The 17,960-nt window shown below is 67.9% G+C and carries 16 protein-coding genes and 1 riboswitch; of the genes, 2 read left to right on the top strand and 14 right to left on the bottom strand.

What is annotated here, in order from left to right; all coding sequences use genetic code 11:
• From dxr to gcvP, 8 genes are all read right to left on the bottom strand, one after another.
• On the bottom strand, positions 1-1,188 hold the full coding sequence (dxr, locus tag AC3IRM_RS10905) for a 1-deoxy-D-xylulose-5-phosphate reductoisomerase (protein WP_489205909.1): 1,188 nt from the start codon (positions 1,186-1,188) through the stop codon (positions 1-3).
• A gap of 34 nt (positions 1,189-1,222) precedes the next feature.
• Complete coding sequence (locus AC3IRM_RS10900) at positions 1,223-2,062, bottom strand: phosphatidate cytidylyltransferase (RefSeq protein WP_489203171.1); 840 nt, start codon at positions 2,060-2,062, stop codon at positions 1,223-1,225.
• Positions 2,059-2,829 (bottom strand): polyprenyl diphosphate synthase, encoded by a 771-nt coding sequence (gene uppS, locus AC3IRM_RS10895; protein WP_489203170.1) that lies wholly within the window; start codon positions 2,827-2,829, stop codon positions 2,059-2,061. Before uppS ends, AC3IRM_RS10900 begins: the two co-directional genes overlap by 4 nt.
• A gap of 19 nt (positions 2,830-2,848) precedes the next feature.
• A complete protein-coding gene (gene frr / locus AC3IRM_RS10890; protein WP_310152824.1) occupies positions 2,849-3,406 on the bottom strand; it encodes a ribosome recycling factor in 558 nt (185 codons plus the stop codon).
• Positions 3,407-3,509: 103 nt separating this feature from the next.
• On the bottom strand, positions 3,510-4,238 hold the full coding sequence (gene pyrH / locus AC3IRM_RS10885) for a UMP kinase (RefSeq protein ID WP_159678555.1): 729 nt from the start codon (positions 4,236-4,238) through the stop codon (positions 3,510-3,512).
• Positions 4,239-4,637: 399 nt separating this feature from the next.
• Positions 4,638-4,919, bottom strand: coding sequence for a hypothetical protein (locus tag AC3IRM_RS10880; RefSeq protein ID WP_489203169.1), 282 nt, complete (start codon positions 4,917-4,919; stop codon positions 4,638-4,640).
• 290 nt (positions 4,920-5,209) lie between these two features.
• The gene (locus AC3IRM_RS10875) at positions 5,210-7,267 is read right to left on the bottom strand and encodes a putative bifunctional diguanylate cyclase/phosphodiesterase (RefSeq protein ID WP_489203168.1); all 2,058 of its coding nucleotides are present in this window, start codon (positions 7,265-7,267) and stop codon (positions 5,210-5,212) included.
• Between the two features lie 190 nt (positions 7,268-7,457).
• The gene (gcvP, locus tag AC3IRM_RS10870; protein WP_489203167.1) at positions 7,458-10,346 is read right to left on the bottom strand and encodes an aminomethyl-transferring glycine dehydrogenase; all 2,889 of its coding nucleotides are present in this window, start codon (positions 10,344-10,346) and stop codon (positions 7,458-7,460) included.
• 87 nt (positions 10,347-10,433) lie between these two features.
• Positions 10,434-10,539, bottom strand: a riboswitch (glycine riboswitch).
• A gap of 340 nt (positions 10,540-10,879) precedes the next feature.
• On the opposite strand from gcvP, the gene AC3IRM_RS10865 reads away from it, so the two are divergent.
• On the top strand, positions 10,880-12,133 hold the full coding sequence (locus tag AC3IRM_RS10865; RefSeq protein WP_489203166.1) for a multidrug effflux MFS transporter: 1,254 nt from the start codon (positions 10,880-10,882) through the stop codon (positions 12,131-12,133).
• Positions 12,134-12,203: 70 nt separating this feature from the next.
• Here the strand turns inward: AC3IRM_RS10865 and AC3IRM_RS10860 are convergent, their stop codons facing one another.
• On the bottom strand, positions 12,204-14,198 hold the full coding sequence (locus AC3IRM_RS10860) for a M2 family metallopeptidase (protein WP_489203165.1): 1,995 nt from the start codon (positions 14,196-14,198) through the stop codon (positions 12,204-12,206).
• Positions 14,199-14,357: 159 nt separating this feature from the next.
• Here AC3IRM_RS10860 and AC3IRM_RS10855 point away from each other — a divergent pair, with 159 nt between their 5' ends.
• Positions 14,358-14,903 (top strand): hypothetical protein, encoded by a 546-nt coding sequence (locus AC3IRM_RS10855; RefSeq protein ID WP_489203164.1) that lies wholly within the window; start codon positions 14,358-14,360, stop codon positions 14,901-14,903.
• A 31-nt stretch (positions 14,904-14,934) separates the two neighbouring features.
• Here the strand turns inward: AC3IRM_RS10855 and AC3IRM_RS10850 are convergent, their stop codons facing one another.
• Genes AC3IRM_RS10850 through AC3IRM_RS10830 form a run of 5 tightly spaced genes read right to left on the bottom strand, consistent with a single transcriptional unit; the run spans position 14,935 to position 17,914 of the window.
• Entirely contained in the window at positions 14,935-15,414 is a 480-nt protein-coding gene (locus AC3IRM_RS10850; protein WP_489205908.1) for a hypothetical protein, read from the bottom strand.
• A gap of 27 nt (positions 15,415-15,441) precedes the next feature.
• The gene (gene minE, locus AC3IRM_RS10845) at positions 15,442-15,705 is read right to left on the bottom strand and encodes a cell division topological specificity factor MinE (protein ID WP_310234822.1); all 264 of its coding nucleotides are present in this window, start codon (positions 15,703-15,705) and stop codon (positions 15,442-15,444) included.
• Positions 15,706-15,707: 2 nt separating this feature from the next.
• Positions 15,708-16,517, bottom strand: a complete 810-nt coding sequence (gene minD, locus AC3IRM_RS10840; RefSeq protein ID WP_232137697.1) for a septum site-determining protein MinD — start codon at positions 16,515-16,517, stop codon at positions 15,708-15,710.
• 24 nt (positions 16,518-16,541) lie between these two features.
• Entirely contained in the window at positions 16,542-17,321 is a 780-nt protein-coding gene (gene minC / locus AC3IRM_RS10835) for a septum site-determining protein MinC (RefSeq protein ID WP_489203163.1), read from the bottom strand.
• A complete protein-coding gene (locus tag AC3IRM_RS10830) occupies positions 17,321-17,914 on the bottom strand; it encodes a GNAT family N-acetyltransferase (protein WP_489203162.1) in 594 nt (197 codons plus the stop codon). The genes minC and AC3IRM_RS10830 overlap by 1 nt, the downstream gene beginning before the upstream one ends.
• Positions 17,915-17,960 lie beyond the last annotated feature (46 nt).

The raw sequence follows: 17,960 nt of genomic DNA, 5'->3' as shown, positions 1-17,960 counted from the left end.
TCAATGGATGGCACCGGATTCGATCGCGTGGGTGGCGACACTGCGCGCGCGTGCATCGGCATCGCGCAGCACGGCCAGCGACGCCGCGTCGGCGGCGGGAAGCGTGTCGAGTACGTGCTCGACCAGCGTGGGAATGGCTAGAAAACGCAGTCGCCCCTGAAGAAACGCTGAAACCGCCACTTCGTTCGCCGCGTTCAGCAGCGCAGGCGCGGTGCCGCCAGCGGCCAATGCGCCGCGTGCCAGCGCCAGGCAGGGAAATGCGTCGGTATCCGGCGCCTCGAAATCGAGGCGGCCGTGGCCGAGCAGGTCCAGGCCCGCCACACCGGATGCGATGCGATCCGGATATCCAAGCCCGACGGCGAGCGCGGTGCGCATGTCGGGCAATCCGAGCTGCGCCAGGGTGGAACCGTCGATGAATTCGACGAAGGAGTGCACGAGGCTCTGCGGATGGACCAGCACGTCGAGGCGCTCGGCCGGCATTGCGAACAGATGGTGCGCCTCGATCAGTTCCAGCCCCTTGTTCATCAGCGTGGCGGAGTCGACCGAGATCTTCGGCCCCATCGACCACTTCGGATGCGCGACCGCCTGGGTCGGCGTCACGTCGGCCAACGAGGCGCGATCTCGGCCGCGGAACGGGCCGCCGGATGCGGTCAGGATGATGCGCGCCACACCGCTGCAGTCGCCGTCGGCGGGCAGGCACTGGTGGATCGCGTTGTGCTCGCTGTCGATCGGCACGATGGTGGCGCCCGCGTCGCGCGCGGCCTGCATCATCAGCGCGCCCGCCAGCACCAGCGATTCCTTGTTGGCCAGCAGCACGCGCTTGCCGGCGCGGAGCGCGGCGAGCGTGGAGTCGAGCCCGGCCGCGCCGACGATCGCGGCGACGACGGTGTCGCTGACGTCGGCATCGCTGGCGAGCGCGTCGAGGGCGGGCATGCCGGCATGCGGCGTGGTGTCGAGGCCGGCATCGCACAATGCGGCCGCCAAGGCGTCGAGCAGCGTCGGATCGGCGATCACCGCATGATCCGGTCGATGCGCCACGCACAGCGTGACCAGGGCATCGACATTGCGGCCTGCCGCCAGCACGCTCGCGCGCAGGCGATCGGGGTGCCGGGCGATGACGTCCAGCGCCGAGGTGCCGATCGAACCGGTGGCACCGAACACCGCGACCTTGCGGATCATGCGCGGCATGTCCGGCCGTGACATGGGAGTACGGGCTGCATCATCAGAAGCCGAGCCAGATCTGGCCGAACGCGAACACCGGCAGCGCCGCCAGCACGCTGTCGAGGCGATCGAGCACGCCGCCATGGCCGGGAATCAACGTGCCCGAATCCTTGGCGCCGACGTGTCGCTTGAGCAGGCTTTCGAACAGATCGCCGACCACCGATGCCAGCACCGTCAGCACCGCGACCAGCGCGACCAGCGGCAACTGCGCGGTGGTCGCCCCTGCCAGCGGTGCGAATGCGACGGCAACGACGACCCCTGCCACCACGCCTCCCGCAAGACCTTCGACGGTCTTGTTCGGGCTGATGCGCGGCGCGAGCTTGTGCTTGCCGAACTTGCGACCCGCGAAGTACGCGCCGGTGTCGGTGGCCCAGACGATCGCCAGCGCCAGCAGCAACCAGCGATTGCCGTGGCCGCCGTTTTCGCCGGCGTGTATCACGCACAGCGCGGCCCAGGCCGGAATTACCGCCAGAGTGCCCGCGGCGAGCTTGAATACCCGCGCCTTGGTGTCGTGATCGGAAGCGAAGTCGTAGTAGCGCAGCCACAGCGTCGCCAGCAGCCACCAGCCGACACCGATCATCGCCAGGATCTTCAGCAGCACCAGCGAACCGCCGCCGGTCGCCGAGGCCCAGACGATCGCCACCATCAGTAACAGGTTCAGCGCCAGCAGCGCGGTCCGCGCGAGCGTGTCGTCGATGTCGGTCAGGCGCAGCCATTCCCACAGCGCAGCGAGGAAGATGATCGCCGAGACCGCGGCCATCCAGGGCGTGTTGAGCAGCAGTACGGCGGCGATGGCGACAGGCGCCATCAGCAGGGCCGCGAGGATGCGGGTGGATGTCATGGGTGGCCCTCCCCGGGCGATGCGTCGTGTGCGGTGGCGATCTGCTCGCCCGTCAGCCCGAAGCGTCGCTCGCGCGAAGCGTAGACCTGGAGTGCCTGCTCGAGTTCCGCGACCCCGAGTTCGGGCCACAGCGTCTCGGTGAACCACAGTTCGGTGTAGGCGAGCTGCCACAGCAGGAAATTGCTGATGCGCAGGTCCCCGCCGGTGCGGATGAAAAGATCCGGTGCCGGCAGATCGGCCAGCGCCACGCGGGCCCCGAGCGCGGCCTCGTCGATCTGATCGGGGCGCAACCTGCCGGCCGCGACATCCTCGGCCAGCGAACGCGCGGCTTGCGCGATGTCCTGGCGCCCGCCGTAACTTGCTGCAACCGCCAGGGTCAGTCGTGTATTGCCGGCGGTCAGGGCTTCCGCCGCCGCCATTCGGCCGCGAATGCCTTCGCTGAAGCGGCTGCGCTCACCGATGAAACGCAGCCGCACGCCGCGCCGGTGCAGCTCGCCGACTTCACGGTCGAGCGCGCCGAGAAACAGCTTCATCAGCGCCCCGACTTCTTCGTCGGGGCGGCCCCAGTTTTCGCTGGAGAACGCGAACAGGGTGAGTACGTCGACGCCGCGATCGAGGCAGAAGTCGATGCAGAGATTCACGGTGCGTGCGCCGGCACGGTGGCCGATCGCACGCGGACGCTTGCGGCGCGCCGCCCAGCGCCCGTTGCCGTCCATGATGACGGCGATGTGGCGCGGGACGTGCCCGCTCGGAATCGGAGCGTTCATGCGGACTGCGGCCAGGCCGTCAGACCGACATCAGTTCCTGTTCCTTGGCCTTGACCACCTCGTCGACATCCTTGATCGCCGCGTCGGTGATCTTCTGGATCTCGTCCTCGCTGCGGCGCTCGTCGTCCTCGGAGATCAGCTTCTCCTTCAGGAGTTCCTTGATCTGCTGGTTGGCATCGCGGCGGATGTTGCGGATGGCGACCTTGCTGTCCTCGCCCTCGCTGTGCACGACCTTCGACAGGTCACGGCGGCGTTCTTCGGTCAGCGCGGGCAGGTTGAGGCGGATCGTCGTGCCGGCGGTGTTCGGGGTCAGACCGAGGTCTGAGCCGAGGATCGCCTTCTCGATCGCGCCGACGATCTGCTTTTCCCACGGCGTGATCATCAGCGAGCGGGCGTCGGACACCACCACGCTGGCGACCTGATTCAGCGGCATGTCCGAACCGTGGTAATTGACCTTGATGTTGTCGACCAGGGCGGTGGACGCGCGCCCGGTCCGTACCTTGACCAGCGTGTGCTTGAGCGCTTCGACGCTCTTGGCCATGCGGGTCTGGGTGTCTTTCTTGATGTCGTTGAGCATTGGCAGCCCCGGTCCGTGTGCGAATCGGACGATTATAAGCGTCCGGGACCGGCGACGGGGCCGGGGGTTGTTGCAGCGCGGCGCGGGGCCGCGCGGAAGGGACTCAGCTGCGGCCCTGCACCAGCGTGCCGATCGGCTCGCCGCGCAGGATACGCAGCAGCACGCCGGCCTGGCTCATGTCGAAGATGCGCAGCGGCAGATCCGAGTCGCGCGCGAGCGCGAACGCCGCGGTGTCCATGACTTCGAGGCCCTGGCGCAGCACGTCGTCATAGGTCAGGCGATCGTAACGTTTGGCATCCGGCACCTTCTTGGGATCGGCATCGTAGACACCGTCGACCTTGGTCGCCTTCAGCAGCAGATCCGCGCCGATCTCGATGCCGCGCAGTGCAGCGCCCGAGTCGGTGGTGAAGAAGGGGCTGCCGACGCCGGCGGCAAAGATCGCGATGCGGCCCTTTTCCAGATGGCGGATCGCACGACGGCGGATGTAGTCCTCGCAGACGTCGTTGATTTTGATCGCGCTCATGACGCGGGCGCGCGCGCCGCGCTTTTCCAGCGCGTCCTGCATGGCCAGCGCGTTGATGACGGTCGCCAGCATGCCCATCTGGTCACCGGTCACCCGGTCCATGCCGGCTGCGGCCAGGCCGGCACCGCGGAAGATGTTGCCGCCGCCGATGACCAGACCGACTTCGGCGCCGGCCTTCTGCGCTTCGATTACTTCATCGGCCAGGCGGCCGATGACCTTGGGATCGATGCCGTAATCCTCGTCGCCCATCAGGGCCTCGCCGGACAACTTGAGCAGGACGCGGCGGTAGGCGAGAGGGGCAGACGACATGCGATGACTCCGGGGGCGAGGACGGTGCGGATTCTAGGGGATCGACGCTGGCCGTGCGCGAACCGCCCGTCATGTTCGCCTCGCCGGGCACCGGTGATCGCGACAGTGGACGCATCTGATCACCGCATGTCGCGGTGGGTGAGAATGGTCACGTGCAGCGCGACACAACTGCGTGGTCCCCAGCCAGGCGCGCCCGGCGTCCCAGGTGTGCAGGCGGGCGACCGCATTCCCGGCAATGTCTGTGCACGGGATTTCCCAATCGAATCACTGGACGTGTGCAACCGGGGCCGCATTCGGCGGCATCGCACAGCCGGGACGCATGGACAGGAGCGCCGACAGCGTCACTGCCCTGGGAAATGAAGCCGGCACCCGGGCGCCCGGCACGCGATTCCGCGCGGGTTACGAAGTGCCAGCTGCATTCCGGTCGGATGCGTGATCAGCACTGGTCTGGGCATCGTCGTCTTCTGTCCCGGGTTGCACACCCTCGACGGTGCCGTCGCTGTGGACGCGGCGTTCGAAGCTCGGGCCGGAGATCAGCGCGGCATCGTTGCCTTCTGCGGAGCGGTTGTTGTCGTCTGCGAAGTCATCGCCGCGCGACGCTTTGCGGTCGTTGACCGCCACATGATCCGCCTGCTGTGGCTGGTCGGGTGCATTTTCCGATTGGGGCGTCTTGGAGGACACGGGGTCGATCTCCTGCTGTGGACCCCGACCGTGGCGCAACCGGTGCCCACGGATCGTGAACCCCGCAGGTGCACGACGTCGCGCGATCGCTGCGGGCGCGCTGCTGCGCTGGCATCCGTCCGACGATCGCGACGCGCGCGTGGCGAGGTGACGCACGCGCCTCGCGCACCGCCTTGAACCCTCGCTCCATCGCAGAGGTCATCGCGCCCGCCGCGCAGCCCACCGGCTCCGCGCCCGGGGTGGCGAGCAGGCCTCGGTGCGACCGATGACGATCGACGGGCTGCGCGCCGCTACAGGCGTGCGCCGATCGTGGCGGCGTCGCCGGGCATGCCGAAGTGGAAGCCCTGCAGCGAGGTGCACCCCAGTTCGGTCAGCAGGTGCTGCTGGGCGGCAGTCTCCACGCCTTCGGCAATCACCGACAGGTTGAGCGTGCGGCCGAGCGCGATGATTGCCGAGACGATCGCGGCGTCCTCGCTGCCGGCAACCAGATCCTTGACGAACGCGCGATCGATCTTGAGTTCGCTGGCCGGCAACCGCTTGAGGTACAACAGGCTGGAATAGCCGGTGCCGAAATCGTCGATCGAGATCTGCACGCCCAGCGCCGACAGCCGTTGCAGGATCACCATGCTCGCTTCGGGGTCGTGCATCGCGGTCGATTCGGTGATTTCCAGCACCAGCGACGACGGTGGCATGCTGTACCGCGCCAGCGCTTCCTTGATCTTGCCGAGCAGGCCGGGCGAGCGGAACTGGGTCGCCGACAGATTGACCGACACCGTCGGCACCTCGCGCCCGAGCGCGCGCCATTCCATCAACTGGCGGCAGGCCTCGTGGATGACCCAGCGGCCGATCTCGAGGATCAGTCCGGTCTTCTCGGCCAACGGAATGAACGTGTCCGGCATCACCAGCCCGCGCTCGGGATGGTGCCAGCGCAGCAGCGCCTCGACGCCGACCAGCGGGCCGTCCGGCGCACGCAACTTGGGCTGGTAGTTGAGCGTGAACTGGTCCAGCGCCAGCGCCCGGCGCAGGTCCTGCACGAGGGCAAGCTCGGCGTGGGCACCGCGGTTCATCGACGGCTCGAAGAAGCAGTAGGCGTTGCGCCCCTGGTCCTTGGCCGAATACATCGCCGCGTCGGCGTTCGCCATCAGTTCGCGCGCATTGGTGCCGTCGGCGCCGAAGATCGCCACGCCGATGCTGCCGGTCACGTGGAGATCGCCGCCTTCGATCTGTACCGGCATCGCCACCGTCTGCAGCAGTTTCTCGGCAAGCGTTGCGGCATCGCCCGGGTCGCTGATGTCGGCGACGACCACGAACTCGTCGCCGCCCAGGCGCGCCAGCGTGTCTTCGGCACGGATCTCCGCATCGAGATGTCGCGCGACCTGAAGCAGCAGGCGGTCGCCCACCGGATGGCCGTAGGCATCGTTGACGGCCTTGAAGCCGTCGAGATCGACGAACAGCAGCGCGAACCGATGGCCGTTGCGGACCGCTCGGCGGATCGCGTGTTCGAGCCTGTCCTCGAGCAACAGGCGATTCGGCAATTTGGTCAGGTTGTCGTGCAGGGCGAGATACGTCAGTTCCTGGTTCGCTTTCTTGAGCGAGTCGCTGAGCAGGGTGGTGCGCTCCTGCAGGCGCCGGTCCAGGATCGAGGTCGTGAGCGCCATGCCGAGAATCGCGAACGTCGTGGCGCCGACCAGGCTCGCCAGCCATTGTGGCGAGATGCCGCCTGCGATCGCCGCGCCGCAGATGCTGCCTTCTGGAAAGCGCGCCGCGGCCATGCCCGTGTAGTGCATCCCCACCACCGCCACGCCCATGACCAGGGCTGCCAGGCCGCGGGCGCGCAGCACGCCGGTGCCTTCTCGACGCAGCGAGAACGCGATCCAAAGCGCCGCGCCGGCGGCGACGATCGCGATCACGATCGACAGGGCGAACCAGCCCGCGTGGTAGTCGATGCCCGGCTGCATGCGCATCGCTTCCATGCCGACGTAGTGCATGGCGGCGATACCGGCGCCGAGGATCAGCGCCGCGACGCAGAGCTTGCGTCCAGGCAGATCGCGACCGGAGATCACATTGAGCGCATAGGCGGAGCTGCAGATCGCGATCAGCAGCGAGTACAGCGTGACTGCGAGGTCATAACCCTGCGGAATCGGCAGCTCGAACGCCAGCATGCCGAGGAAGTGCATCGACCAGATGCCGAAGCCCATTGCGATCGCACCGCCGACCAGCCAGCTGCGCGACGCCCAGCCGTCGCTCGCGGCGATGCGTCCGGCCATGTCGAGGGCAACATAGGAGGCGAACACGGCCACCACATACGAAACGACGACAAGCAGCGGGTTGTAGGTGCCGACGAGCATGCGGACTGGACCGGAGGGGGGGCTGCATCTCGAAAGCAACCGCCGTGCCAATGCGCGACGCTGTCGACATCCCTCCGGGTGCGGGTGCAGCCTGAACAACCTGCGCAAATATAAGACCCGGCCATACGGCCGGGTCAGGTTGTGACGCAGTTGGCAGATCGGCCGGCCGGAACAGGCCGTCTGCAGTCGGTCAGACGACGTCCGGCTCGCTGAAGGCCTCGGGCTCGTCTTCGGCCGAGCCGATCGGAATGCAGCTGCAGAACACGTTCTTGTCGCCGTGCACGTTGTCGACGCGCGCGACCGGCGGCCAGTACTTGGTATGGCGCAGCGTCGCCAGCGGGAACGCAGCCAGTTCGCGCGGGTAGGCGTGGGTCCACTCGCTGGCGGTGACCTGCATCGCGGTGTGCGGCGCGTGCTTGAGCGGGTTGTCGTCGCGGTCCAGGCGGCCGTCCTCGATCGCGCGGATTTCGTCCCGGATCTGGATCATCGCGTCGATGAAGCGGTCGAGCTCGTGCAGCGATTCGCTTTCGGTCGGTTCCACCATCAGCGTGCCCGAGACCGGGAAGCTCAGCGTCGGCGCGTGGAAGCCGAAATCGATCAGCCGCTTGGCCACGTCCTCGGCGCTGATGCCGGTCGCGTCCTTGATCGGGCGCAGGTCGAGGATGCATTCGTGCGCGACGAGATCGTTGCGGCCGGTATAGAGCGTCGGGTAATGCGGCGCCAGGCGCCTGGCCACGTAGTTGGCGTTGAGCAGCGCGACCTGGGTGGCGCGGCGCAGGCCGTCGGCGCCCATCATCGCGATGTACATCCAGCTGATCGGCAGGATCGAGGCCGAGCCGAACGTGGCCGCCGACACCATGCCGACCGCGCCGTCGCCGCCGAGCGCGCGCGGCAGGTAAGGCGCCAGATGCGACTTCACCGCGCACGGGCCGACGCCCGGGCCGCCGCCGCCGTGCGGAATGCAGAAGGTCTTGTGCAGGTTCAGGTGGCTGACGTCCGAGCCCCACTTGCCCGGCTTCGCCACGCCGACCAGGGCGTTCATGTTGGCGCCGTCCGTGTACACCTGGCCGCCGTGCTGGTGGACGATGTCGCAGATCGCGACCACGTCCTCCTCGAACACGCCGTGCGTGGACGGGTAGGTGATCATCAGCGCGGCCAGGCGATCGGAGTACTTCTCGGCCTTGGCGCGGATGTCGTCGATGTCGACGTTGCCGTCCTTGTCGCAGCGGGTCACGACCACGGTCATGCCGACCATCTGCGCCGATGCGGGATTGGTGCCATGCGCGGATTCGGGAATCAGGCAGATGTCGCGATGGCCCTGGCCCTGCGCCTGCTGGTAGGCGCGGATCGCGAGCAGGCCGGCGAACTCGCCCTGCGCGCCGGAATTGGGCTGGAAGCTCACCGCGTCGTAGCCGGTGATCTCGACCAGCATCGCTTCCAGGCCGTCGATCAGTTCGGTGTAGCCCGCGGTCTGGTCGGCCGGCGCCAGGGGATGGATGTTGGCGAACTCGGGCCACGTGACCGGGATCATCTCGGCGGTCGCGTTGAGCTTCATCGTGCACGAGCCCAGCGGGATCATCGTGCGGTCCATCGCCAGATCGCGATCAGCCAGGGTGCGCATATAGCGCAGCAGTTCGTGTTCGCTGTGGTGGGTGTTGAACACCGGGTGGGTCATGAACTGCGTGTCGCGCGCGAGCGTCGTCGGCAGCGCATCGGCGGTCGCGGCGTCGAGTGCTTCGATGTCGGCGTGCGCGCCGAACAGCTTCGCCAGCGCGACGACTTCGTCGCGCGTCGTGGTCTCGTCGAGGCTGATGCCGAGCGAGCTGCCGTCGATCGCGCGCAGGTTGAAGCCGGCATCGCGCGCCTTGGCGTGCAGCGCATCGGCGTCGACGCCTGTCACGTGCAGCGTGTCGAAGAACGCGTCGCCGACCGTGACGCCGGCCTTGCCGAGCGCGGCGGCGAGGATCGACGCGAAGCGGTGCGTGCGGCGGGCGATGCGGGTCAGGCCGTCGGGGCCGTGGTAGACGGCGTACATCGACGCCATCACCGCCAGCAGCACCTGCGCGGTGCAGATGTTCGACGTCGCCTTCTCGCGGCGGATGTGCTGCTCGCGCGTCTGCAGCGTCAGGCGATAGGCCTGGTTGCCTGCGGCGTCGACCGACACACCGATCAGGCGGCCCGGCATCGAGCGCTTGTAGGCGTCGCGACAGGCCATGAAGCCGGCGTGCGGGCCGCCGAAGCCGAACGGCACGCCGAAGCGCTGCGAGTTGCCCACGACGATGTCGGCGCCCCAGCGGCCCGGGGCCTGGATCAGGGTCAGCGCGAGCAGGTCGGTCGCGACCGCGACGACGCCGCCGCGCGCGTGCACGGCCTCGGCCACGGCAGCGTGGTCGTCGATGCGACCGAAGGTGTTCGGATACTGCAGCAGCACGCCGTAGGTGTCGGCGTCCCTGGCGTCGGCAGCGGGGCCGATCAGCAGCTCGATGCCGAGGCCGTCGGCGCGGGTGCGCAGCACGTCGAGCGTCTGCGGATGCACGTCGTCGGCGACGAAGAACACGTTGGACTTCGACTTCGCCGAGCGCTTGGCCAGCGTCATCGCCTCGGCCGCGGCGGTCGCCTCGTCGAGCAGCGAGGCATTGGCGATGTCCATGCCGGTCAGGTCGGTGACCATGGTCTGGAAGTTGATCAGCGCTTCCATGCGGCCCTGCGAGATCTCCGCCTGGTAGGGCGTGTAGGCCGTGTACCAGGCCGGGTTCTCGAGGATGTTGCGCAGGATGACGTTCGGCGTGTGCGTGCCGTAGTAGCCCTGGCCGATGACGCTGCGCAGCACGGTGTTCTGCTTGGCCACGCCGCGGATCTTCGCCAGCGCGTCGACCTCGGTCATCGCGTCGGGCAGGGCGAGCGGGCTGCGCGAGGCGATGCTGCCGGGCACGATCGCGTCGGTCATCGCATCGAGCGAATCGTGGCCGACGACCTCGAGCATGTGGGCGATCTCGGCGTCGTTCGGGCCGATATGGCGCTCGACGAAGGCCGAGGGGTGTTCGAGGTCGCGCAGGGTCGAAGCGGTCATGGCGGGCATCCGGAAGGGGCGGGCGTCAGGAATGCCGGCGCAGATCCATGTCGATCCGCGTCGCGGACGACAGGGCCGAAGACCGCCGGTCTTCCGCGTTGCCCCTCTGTCCTTTTGCCTGAGAGTTTGGAAGCGGTGCGCTTCGTGCCCCTTCGGCGCCGGGTGTGCCCTACGGGCCTCCGGTCTCTCCAGAGTGTTGCCGCTGCAGCGGTACTGGGCCTGAGCGATTCCGGGCGGTTGCGCCTACGGCAGGGACACTCACGAGGAGCGCCCGCTTCTCCCACTGCATACGCGGCGCAGTATACCGGCCACTCCGCGCGCCCGCGCGTGCCGCTTGCGCCCGGACGGAACGCGCCGTTGCCGGAGCACGCGCACCGGCCGGCCTATGATGTCGCGCTTCGAAGCGGCCTCTGCGCCGCGCCCGGTCCGTGAATACGGACGTCTGCCGGTGTCCCGATGTCCGAATCCTGTTGTCCTGCCGTCGCCTGCGTGCCGGCGCTTCGTGTTGCAGCCGTCGCCGCAGGCGCCTTGCGGGTGCGCGCATGAGACAGCCGCGCATGCCGTCGATCCGCACCCTGGCGCTGCTGCTGGCGGGCCTGGCGATGTTCGGCCCGTTCTCGATCGACACGATCTTCCCGGCGTTCCCGGCGATGGGCGGCGACCTGGATGCCGATCCGGCGGCGATGCAGCAGACGATCGCGGTGTATCTGATCGCCTACGCGCTGATGAGCATCGTGCACGGGCCGCTGTCGGATGCGATCGGCCGGCGCGCGGTGATCCTCGGCGGCCTGGCGGTGTTCGTACTGGCGTCGGTGGGCTGCGCGCTGTCGACCGATCTGACCACGCTGCTGTGGTTCCGCGCACTGCAGGGGTTGTCGGCCGGCGTGGGCCTGATCGTCGGCCGCGCGGTGATCCGCGACGTGCTGCAGGGCGACGATGCGCAGCGGCTGATGAGCCAGGTCATGATGATCTTCAGCATCGCGCCCGCGATCGCGCCGATCATCGGCGGCTGGCTGCTGGGCTGGGGCCGCTGGCCGCTGATCTTCTGGTTCCTGGTCGCGTTCTCGCTGGTGTTGCTGGTCGTGGTCTGGCTGTGGCTGCCGGAAACCCATCCGCGCGAGCACCGGATCTCGCTGGCGCCGCGGCGGTTGCTGGCTGATTACACGGCGATCTTCGTCAACAGCCGCTTCCAGCGCATCGCCGCGGCGGGTGCATTCAATTTCTCGGCGCTGTTCCTTTACATCGCCTCGACGCCGGTGTTCGTCGTCGATGTGCTGGGGCTCAACGAGCGTCAGTTCGGCTGGTTCTTCGTGCCGATGATCAGCGGCATGATGATCGGCTCCTGGGTGTCCGGGCGTGCGGCGGGGCGCATCACCGGCACGCGGCTGGCGAATATCGGCTTCGCCTGCAGCGGCGTCGCAGTGGCCTTGAACGTCGCCTACAACCTGCTGGTCGACCAGCCCGCGATTCCGTGGGCGGTGATGCCGGCGATGCTCAATTCCTTCGGCATCGCGTTGACGTTTCCGATTCTCACGCTCGCGATCCTCGACATGTACCCGCGTCAGCGCGGCTCGGCGTCTTCGCTGCAGGCCTTTACGGGACTGGTGCTCAATGCCGCGGTCGCCGGTCTGCTGTCGCCGCTGGTCAGCCACCAGCCCGTGCTGCTCGCGGCGACGTCGGCGGCGTTCATGCTGGTCGGCTGGATGTTCTGGCGCTGGGAGCTGTCGCGCGGCACCTCGCCGCCGCCGGCCTGTCCGCGCGACCCGGCAGCGCTGGAGCCGACCGACCAGATGTAGGCGTGCGGCTGCCGCCACCATGGAAAAAGGGCCGGCAGATTGCCGGCCCTTGCGCGTGCGCGAGCTGAGCTCAGCCCCGGGGCGGAGCCGCGGGTGCAGGCGCCGGCGACTGGGCCGTGGCCGGCGCCGTCCATCCGCAGCTGCGGCCCTCGTTCTGCTCGGTCAACCAGGTCTGCAGCGGCGCGAAGTATTCGAGCACCGGTGCGGCGTCCATCTGCTCGCCGCCGGTCAGCTCCTTGAGCGTCTGCTGCCACGGCTGGCTGTTGCCCTTCTCGAGCATCGCCCAGAACTTCTCGCCGGCGGCCTTGTTGCCGTAGAAGCTGCATTCGTACAGCGGCCCGGTGTGGCCCGACGCATCGCACAGCGCCTTGTAGAACTGGAACTGCAGCACGTGCGACAGGAAGTAGCGCGTGTACGGCGTATTGCCCGGCACATGGTACTTGGCGCCGGCGTCGAAGAACTCCTCGCCGCGCGCGGTCGCCGGGGCGACGCCCTGGTACTGCGCCTTCAGTGACCACCACGCAGCGTTGTAGTTCTGCGGCGTGATCGAGCCGTCGAACACGCCCCAGCGCCAGCGGTCGATCATCAGGCCGAACGGCATGAACGCGACCTTGGCCAGGGCCATGCGCATCTGCGAGTTGACCAGCGATTCCTGCGACTGCGTCTGCTCGCCGACCAGGCCGATCGACTGCAGGTACTGCGGCGTCATCGCCAGCACGATGGTGTCGCCGATCGCCTCGTGGAAGCCGTCGTGCGCGCCGTTCTGGAACAGCGGCGGACGGCCGTTGTAGGCCAGGTAGTAATAGACGTGGCCGAGCTCGTGGTAGATCGTTGTGAAGTCTTCCTCGTTCGGTTTGGTGCACATCTTGGTGCGCACGTCGCCGGCCATGTTCATGTCCCAGGCGCTGGCGTGGCAGACCACGTCGCGGTCGCGCGGCTTGATGAACTGGGTCTTGGTCCAGTAGCTCTCGGGCAGTGTGGGCATGCCCAGCGACACGTAGAAATCCTGTGCGCGCTCGTTCATGCGCTTGGCGTTGTCGAGCTGCGCGGCGTGCGCGACCTCGGTGCGGCGATCGGAGTCGATCAGCGCGTTCTCCTTGACCATGCGCTCGTTGAGCAGCACCTGGTAGTTCTTCTCCAGGGCGCCGGTGATGTCGAGATCGCCGGCATTGGGGTAGGGCTGCAGCACGTCCCACAGATTGCCCCAGTCCTGCTGCCACATGTTGCCCATCAGGTGTGCAGGCAACAGCCCGCCGTCGACGGTGCCGCGGCCCGGATACCGGGCATCCATGCGTGCACGGGTGTAGCAGTGCAGTTGTTCGTACAGCGGCTTGACCTGGCCCCACAGGCGATCGGTCTCGGCGGCGAGTTCGGCCGGCGGCATGTCGTAGCCCGAGCGCCAGGCCTCGCCGGCATCGGCGAAGCCGAGATCGCGTGCGCCCTCGTTGACCAGTTCGACGAAGCGCGTGTAGTCGCCGCGCATCGGCTGGGCGATGCTGTGCCAGCCCTGCCAGGCGTCGAGCTGCGCGTCGTAGTCGCGGCTGGTGCGCAGCACGTCCTCGAGCGCGCCGAGCTGGCGGCAACGGCGGGCCTCACCCTCGCCGGTGCAGTACTGGCCGGCGCCGTAGGTGCCTTCCATCTTCGATGCGATGCGGGTGAGCTCGGCGAGGTGTTCGGGATTGCGCGGCGGCGGCATCGACGCGCCGAGCTTGAGCAGGTTGATCGCGCGCGCGGTCTCGGGCGACATCTGCTGGCCTTCGAACTTGCGCGCCTGTTCGATCCAGCTGTTGAGCTGGGCGAGATAGCGCTCGTTGTACTTCGCGGCCAGCAACTGGCTGTCGTCGTTGATATAGGTCGCCGACAGCCACTGCGAGGCGGTCAGCTCCGGCATCAACGCCCTGACTTCCTCGTTGACGCGGGCGATGAACTGGTCGGCGGTCTCGCCTGCGGGCGCAGCAGTGCCGCCTGCCGGCGCAGCGGTATCGGGCGATTCGGAACGGTTGCAGCCGGCGAGCGTCAGGCTCGCGGCCACGGCAAGGGCGAGCAGGGCGTGGCGATGAGTCACGGACAGCTTCCGGTCAGCTAGGGAACGAGGAGGCTAGTGCGGCGTGTCCATGCCCGCAAGTGACGTCCGCGTGGACATGTCATAACGTGGGTATCGAAGATCAGGACCACCCGTCTGTGTCGCATCCGGTGGGCGCAGACCACGACAGGAGTCCCCGCCATGCTGGCGTACCGAAGCCGTTGCGTCCGCTTGTTCATCAGCTGCGCACTCATCGTCTGCGGATCGAGTCTGACGGGGACAGTGCTGGCGCAGCCACATGGTGCCCGACCGGTTCCGGAGTTCGCGAGCGACGCTATGGCTGCATTTTTTGGCGACGCGCGTGCGGCCTATCTGTATTCCGACGGCCCGGTGCTGGCGCAGATGTGGGAGGTGCTGGGCATTCCCGATGGCGATGACCGGCGAGCCACGCGGGCGTGGGATCTGGGCGGCGGTCGGATCCTGCACGCCGGGTGTCGCCAGCACAGCTGCATGGAAAAGGGGGCGGTCGTCTACGACGCGGAAACGCGCACCGTGCTTGCGGCGGCCATGCTGCGTTTTCGTTGCGCGGAAACCACGCCCTCGCGCGTGGGCTGTTCGCGCCAACCGGTCCTGACGACCTTCGTGTCGGCAAGCCGGCCTGCGCCTTCCGGCGCGCTCGCGACGATCGGGCAATGGGCGGACGCCAAGTCGCCCGATGCCGAACGCGAGATGCGCACGCTGCCCTGAGCCGTGCATTTTGCCGGAGGCGAGGTCGGCGTCAGCGCGGCAACAGATCCCGCGCGAGCAGCCACGCGCGCGCATCTTCCGCGTCCTGCTCGAACCACGCGCGCGTCGAGCCGAGGCGGAAGGTGTAGCCCCAGGTGTCCATGTCCGCCATCAGACGATCGCAGCCGACACCGGGCAACGCATCGGCCAGCACGATCTGCAGATAGCAGGTCGCGTCTTCTTCCTCGACCGAATCGGTCGCATCGGTATGCACGGCGGCGCGGCGCTCGGGCGGCAGCACGATCAGATGACCGGCCTCGTGCAGCAGCGAATGCACCGGCGTGTCGCCACGCGCATGCACGTCGGTACCGATGATGCCGGCCTCCGGCGCCCCCCAGTAACTGCCCGGAATCGGCGCGCCGTCGGGCACGCGATGCAGGGTCAGTCCGTAACGGGCGAGCAGGGCGGCCGGCGCGTCGAAGCCGATGTCGGCCAGACACAGCACAGGTCCGGCCGCGTCCGGCGCCTCGATCGTGCGTTGCGCATCCACCCGTGTGGCTCAGGCAGTGGCTTGACGCTCTTCGGGCAGCGCGACCGAGATGTCCAGCACGTCGTGGTCGCCGTCCTTGACCAGGTCCACCTTGACCGCGTCGACGTCGATGCTGACGTACTTGCGGATCACCTCGAGCAGCTCGCGCTGCAGCAGCGGCAGGTAATCGGGGGCGCCGCGATTGTTCCGCTCCTGCGCCACGATGATGCGCAACCGGTCCTTCGCGATCGAGGCGGTGTTCTTCTTCGGCTTGAGGAAATCGAACATACCCATGATCAGCCTCCGAACAGCTTGCTGAAGAAGCCCTTCTTGTCGGTGGTGGTGAAGCGCATCGGGCGCTCCTGGCCCAGCAGGCGTGCGACCGCGTCGTCGTAGGCCTGGCCTGCGTTCGACTCGGCCGACAGGATCACCGGCTCGCCCTTGTTGGACGCGTTGAGCACGTCGCCGGATTCGGGAATCACGCCGATCGTCTTCAGGCCCAGCACTTCTTCGACGTCGGTGATCGACAGCATCTCACCGGTCTCCACGCGCGCCGGGCTGTAGCGGGTCAGCAGCAGGTGCTCCTGCACGCGCTCGCCGTTCTCGGCGCGGCGGGTCTTGGACTGCAGCAGGCCGATGACGCGGTCGGAGTCGCGCACCGACGAGACTTCCGGGTTGACGACCACGACGGCGCGGTCGGCGAAATACATCGCCAGGAACGCGCCCTTCTCGATGCCCGCGGGCGAGTCACAGACGATGTACTCGAAGCCGTCGTCGGCGAGTTCCTTGAGCACGCGCTCCACGCCTTCGGTGGTCAGCGCGTCCTTGTCGCGGGTCTGCGACGCGGCCAGCACGTAGAGGTTGTCGAAGCGCTTGTCCTTGATCAGCGCCTGCTTGAGCGAGGCTTCGCCCTGCACCACGTTGACCAGGTCGTACACCACGCGACGCTCGCAGCCCATGATCAGGTCGAGGTTGCGCAGGCCCACGTCGAAGTCGACGACCGCCGTGCGCTTGCCCTGACGGGCGAGGCCGATGGCGATGCTCGCGCTGCTGGTGGTCTTGCCGACGCCGCCCTTGCCCGAGGTGACTACGATGATTTCAGCCAAAACACATCTCCTGGTATGTCGCCGTCACTCGAGTGCGGCGATCTTCAATTCGTCATGCTCCAGCCAGACCTGGACGGCCTTGCCATGGAGTTCGCGGGGAATATCGTCCAGCACTTTGTAATGGCCCGCTACTGCGACCAGTTCGGCGTGGAAACTGCGGCAGAAGATACGCGCAGTCTTGCTGCCCTGTGCGCCTGCCAGTGCACGGCCGCGCAACGGGCCGTAAATGTGGATGGAACCGTCGGCGATGACCTCGGCGCCGGCACCGACCGAAGACAGCACGGTCAGGTCGCGGTTCTGGGCATAGAGCTGCTGGCCCGAGCGCACGGCCGACGCCTGCACCAGGCCCGGTTCCGCGGCGGTCGCCGCTGCCGGTGCCGCAGGCTGCGGCGCAGCGGGTTCCGGTGCCGCCGCGGCGCGCGAGGGGGCAGGGGCAGGCGCCGCGTCGGCGTTTTCGTATTGCGCGCGGAACTTCGACAGCACCGGCAGATCCAGCGCTTCGGCGAGCGCTGCGTTGGCCGGGCTGCCCCAGGCCAGGGCGACGGGCAGCGCGCCGGCGTCGCGCAGCGCGTCGATCAGCGCGTGTGCGGTGGTCGGGTCGGGCAGTTCCGCCAGGCCGCCGAAATCCAGGATCACGGCAGCGCGGTCGAAGAGCTTGGGCGCACGCGTGACGCGGCTGCGCATTTCTTCGGCCAGCCGGGCGACATCGAGCGTGCGTACGCGCAGGTTGGCGATGCCCACCTGGCCGATCTTCAGTTCGCCGGCCGGTTCGAAATCGGCCGTGGGGGCAGGGCGGGACGCCATCAGGCTTTCGTCTCCTCGGGGGTGCGGGCGGGCACGCGGGGGCGGCCCAGCCAGGGTTCGTCGGGCAGCGCGCCGCCGTAGGTTTCGCGCACCCAGGGATAGCTGCACAGGTCCTTGACCAGCATCGACGCGCGGATGCCGCTTCCCGGCATCACGTGCTGGCCGACCTCACGGAAACCGAAGCTCCCGTGGAACAGGCGGACCGGATCGTTGTCGTGTTCGAGGAACACCTCGCAGGTCAGCAGCGGATGGCGCACCTCGGCGTAACTTTGCACATCGGCGTAGAACGCGCGCCCCACGCCACCGCCACGGCGGCGGCTGGCGACCACGACGCGGTCGATATAGAAGAAATCGGGATAGTGGGATTCGAACCAGCGGAAGTTGCTGCTCTCGTGGCCGCTGCCGGCACCGAAGCCGATCAGAAATCCCACCATCACCGAATCACGTTCGGCGACCCGGAAGTACTCCGCGGTGTCGTGTAGATGGCGGAGACGGACCGCATCCAGCGGCAGGATCGAGGGACCGGCGGCGTTGTTGAGTTCGAGGATGGAATCCAGCTCGTGCGCATGCACGTCGCGGACGACGATCGACATTCCAGACTCCAGAGACTACCGATGAACGCGCGAGACGACCGGTCGC

The organism is Luteimonas sp. KH_071 (assembly GCF_057838005.1).
The sequence above is the reverse complement of the archived record's forward strand: the minus strand, read 5'-3'. Positions and strand labels throughout refer to the sequence as shown.

Coding starts and splice junctions, on each gene's coding strand:
- dxr (WP_489205909.1), bottom strand. CDS start 1,188: ATGCCGCGCATGATCCGCAAGGTCGCGGTGTTCGGTGCCACCGGTTCG.
- AC3IRM_RS10900 (WP_489203171.1), bottom strand. CDS start 2,062: ATGACATCCACCCGCATCCTCGCGGCCCTGCTGATGGCGCCTGTCGCC.
- uppS (WP_489203170.1), bottom strand. CDS start 2,829: ATGAACGCTCCGATTCCGAGCGGGCACGTCCCGCGCCACATCGCCGTC.
- frr (WP_310152824.1), bottom strand. CDS start 3,406: ATGCTCAACGACATCAAGAAAGACACCCAGACCCGCATGGCCAAGAGC.
- pyrH (WP_159678555.1), bottom strand. CDS start 4,238: ATGTCGTCTGCCCCTCTCGCCTACCGCCGCGTCCTGCTCAAGTTGTCC.
- AC3IRM_RS10875 (WP_489203168.1), bottom strand. CDS start 7,267: ATGCTCGTCGGCACCTACAACCCGCTGCTTGTCGTCGTTTCGTATGTG.
- gcvP (WP_489203167.1), bottom strand. CDS start 10,346: ATGCCCGCCATGACCGCTTCGACCCTGCGCGACCTCGAACACCCCTCG.
- AC3IRM_RS10865 (WP_489203166.1), top strand. CDS start 10,880: ATGAGACAGCCGCGCATGCCGTCGATCCGCACCCTGGCGCTGCTGCTG.
- AC3IRM_RS10855 (WP_489203164.1), top strand. CDS start 14,358: ATGCTGGCGTACCGAAGCCGTTGCGTCCGCTTGTTCATCAGCTGCGCA.
- minE (WP_310234822.1), bottom strand. CDS start 15,705: ATGGGTATGTTCGATTTCCTCAAGCCGAAGAAGAACACCGCCTCGATC.
- minC (WP_489203163.1), bottom strand. CDS start 17,321: ATGGCGTCCCGCCCTGCCCCCACGGCCGATTTCGAACCGGCCGGCGAA.
- AC3IRM_RS10830 (WP_489203162.1), bottom strand. CDS start 17,914: ATGTCGATCGTCGTCCGCGACGTGCATGCGCACGAGCTGGATTCCATC.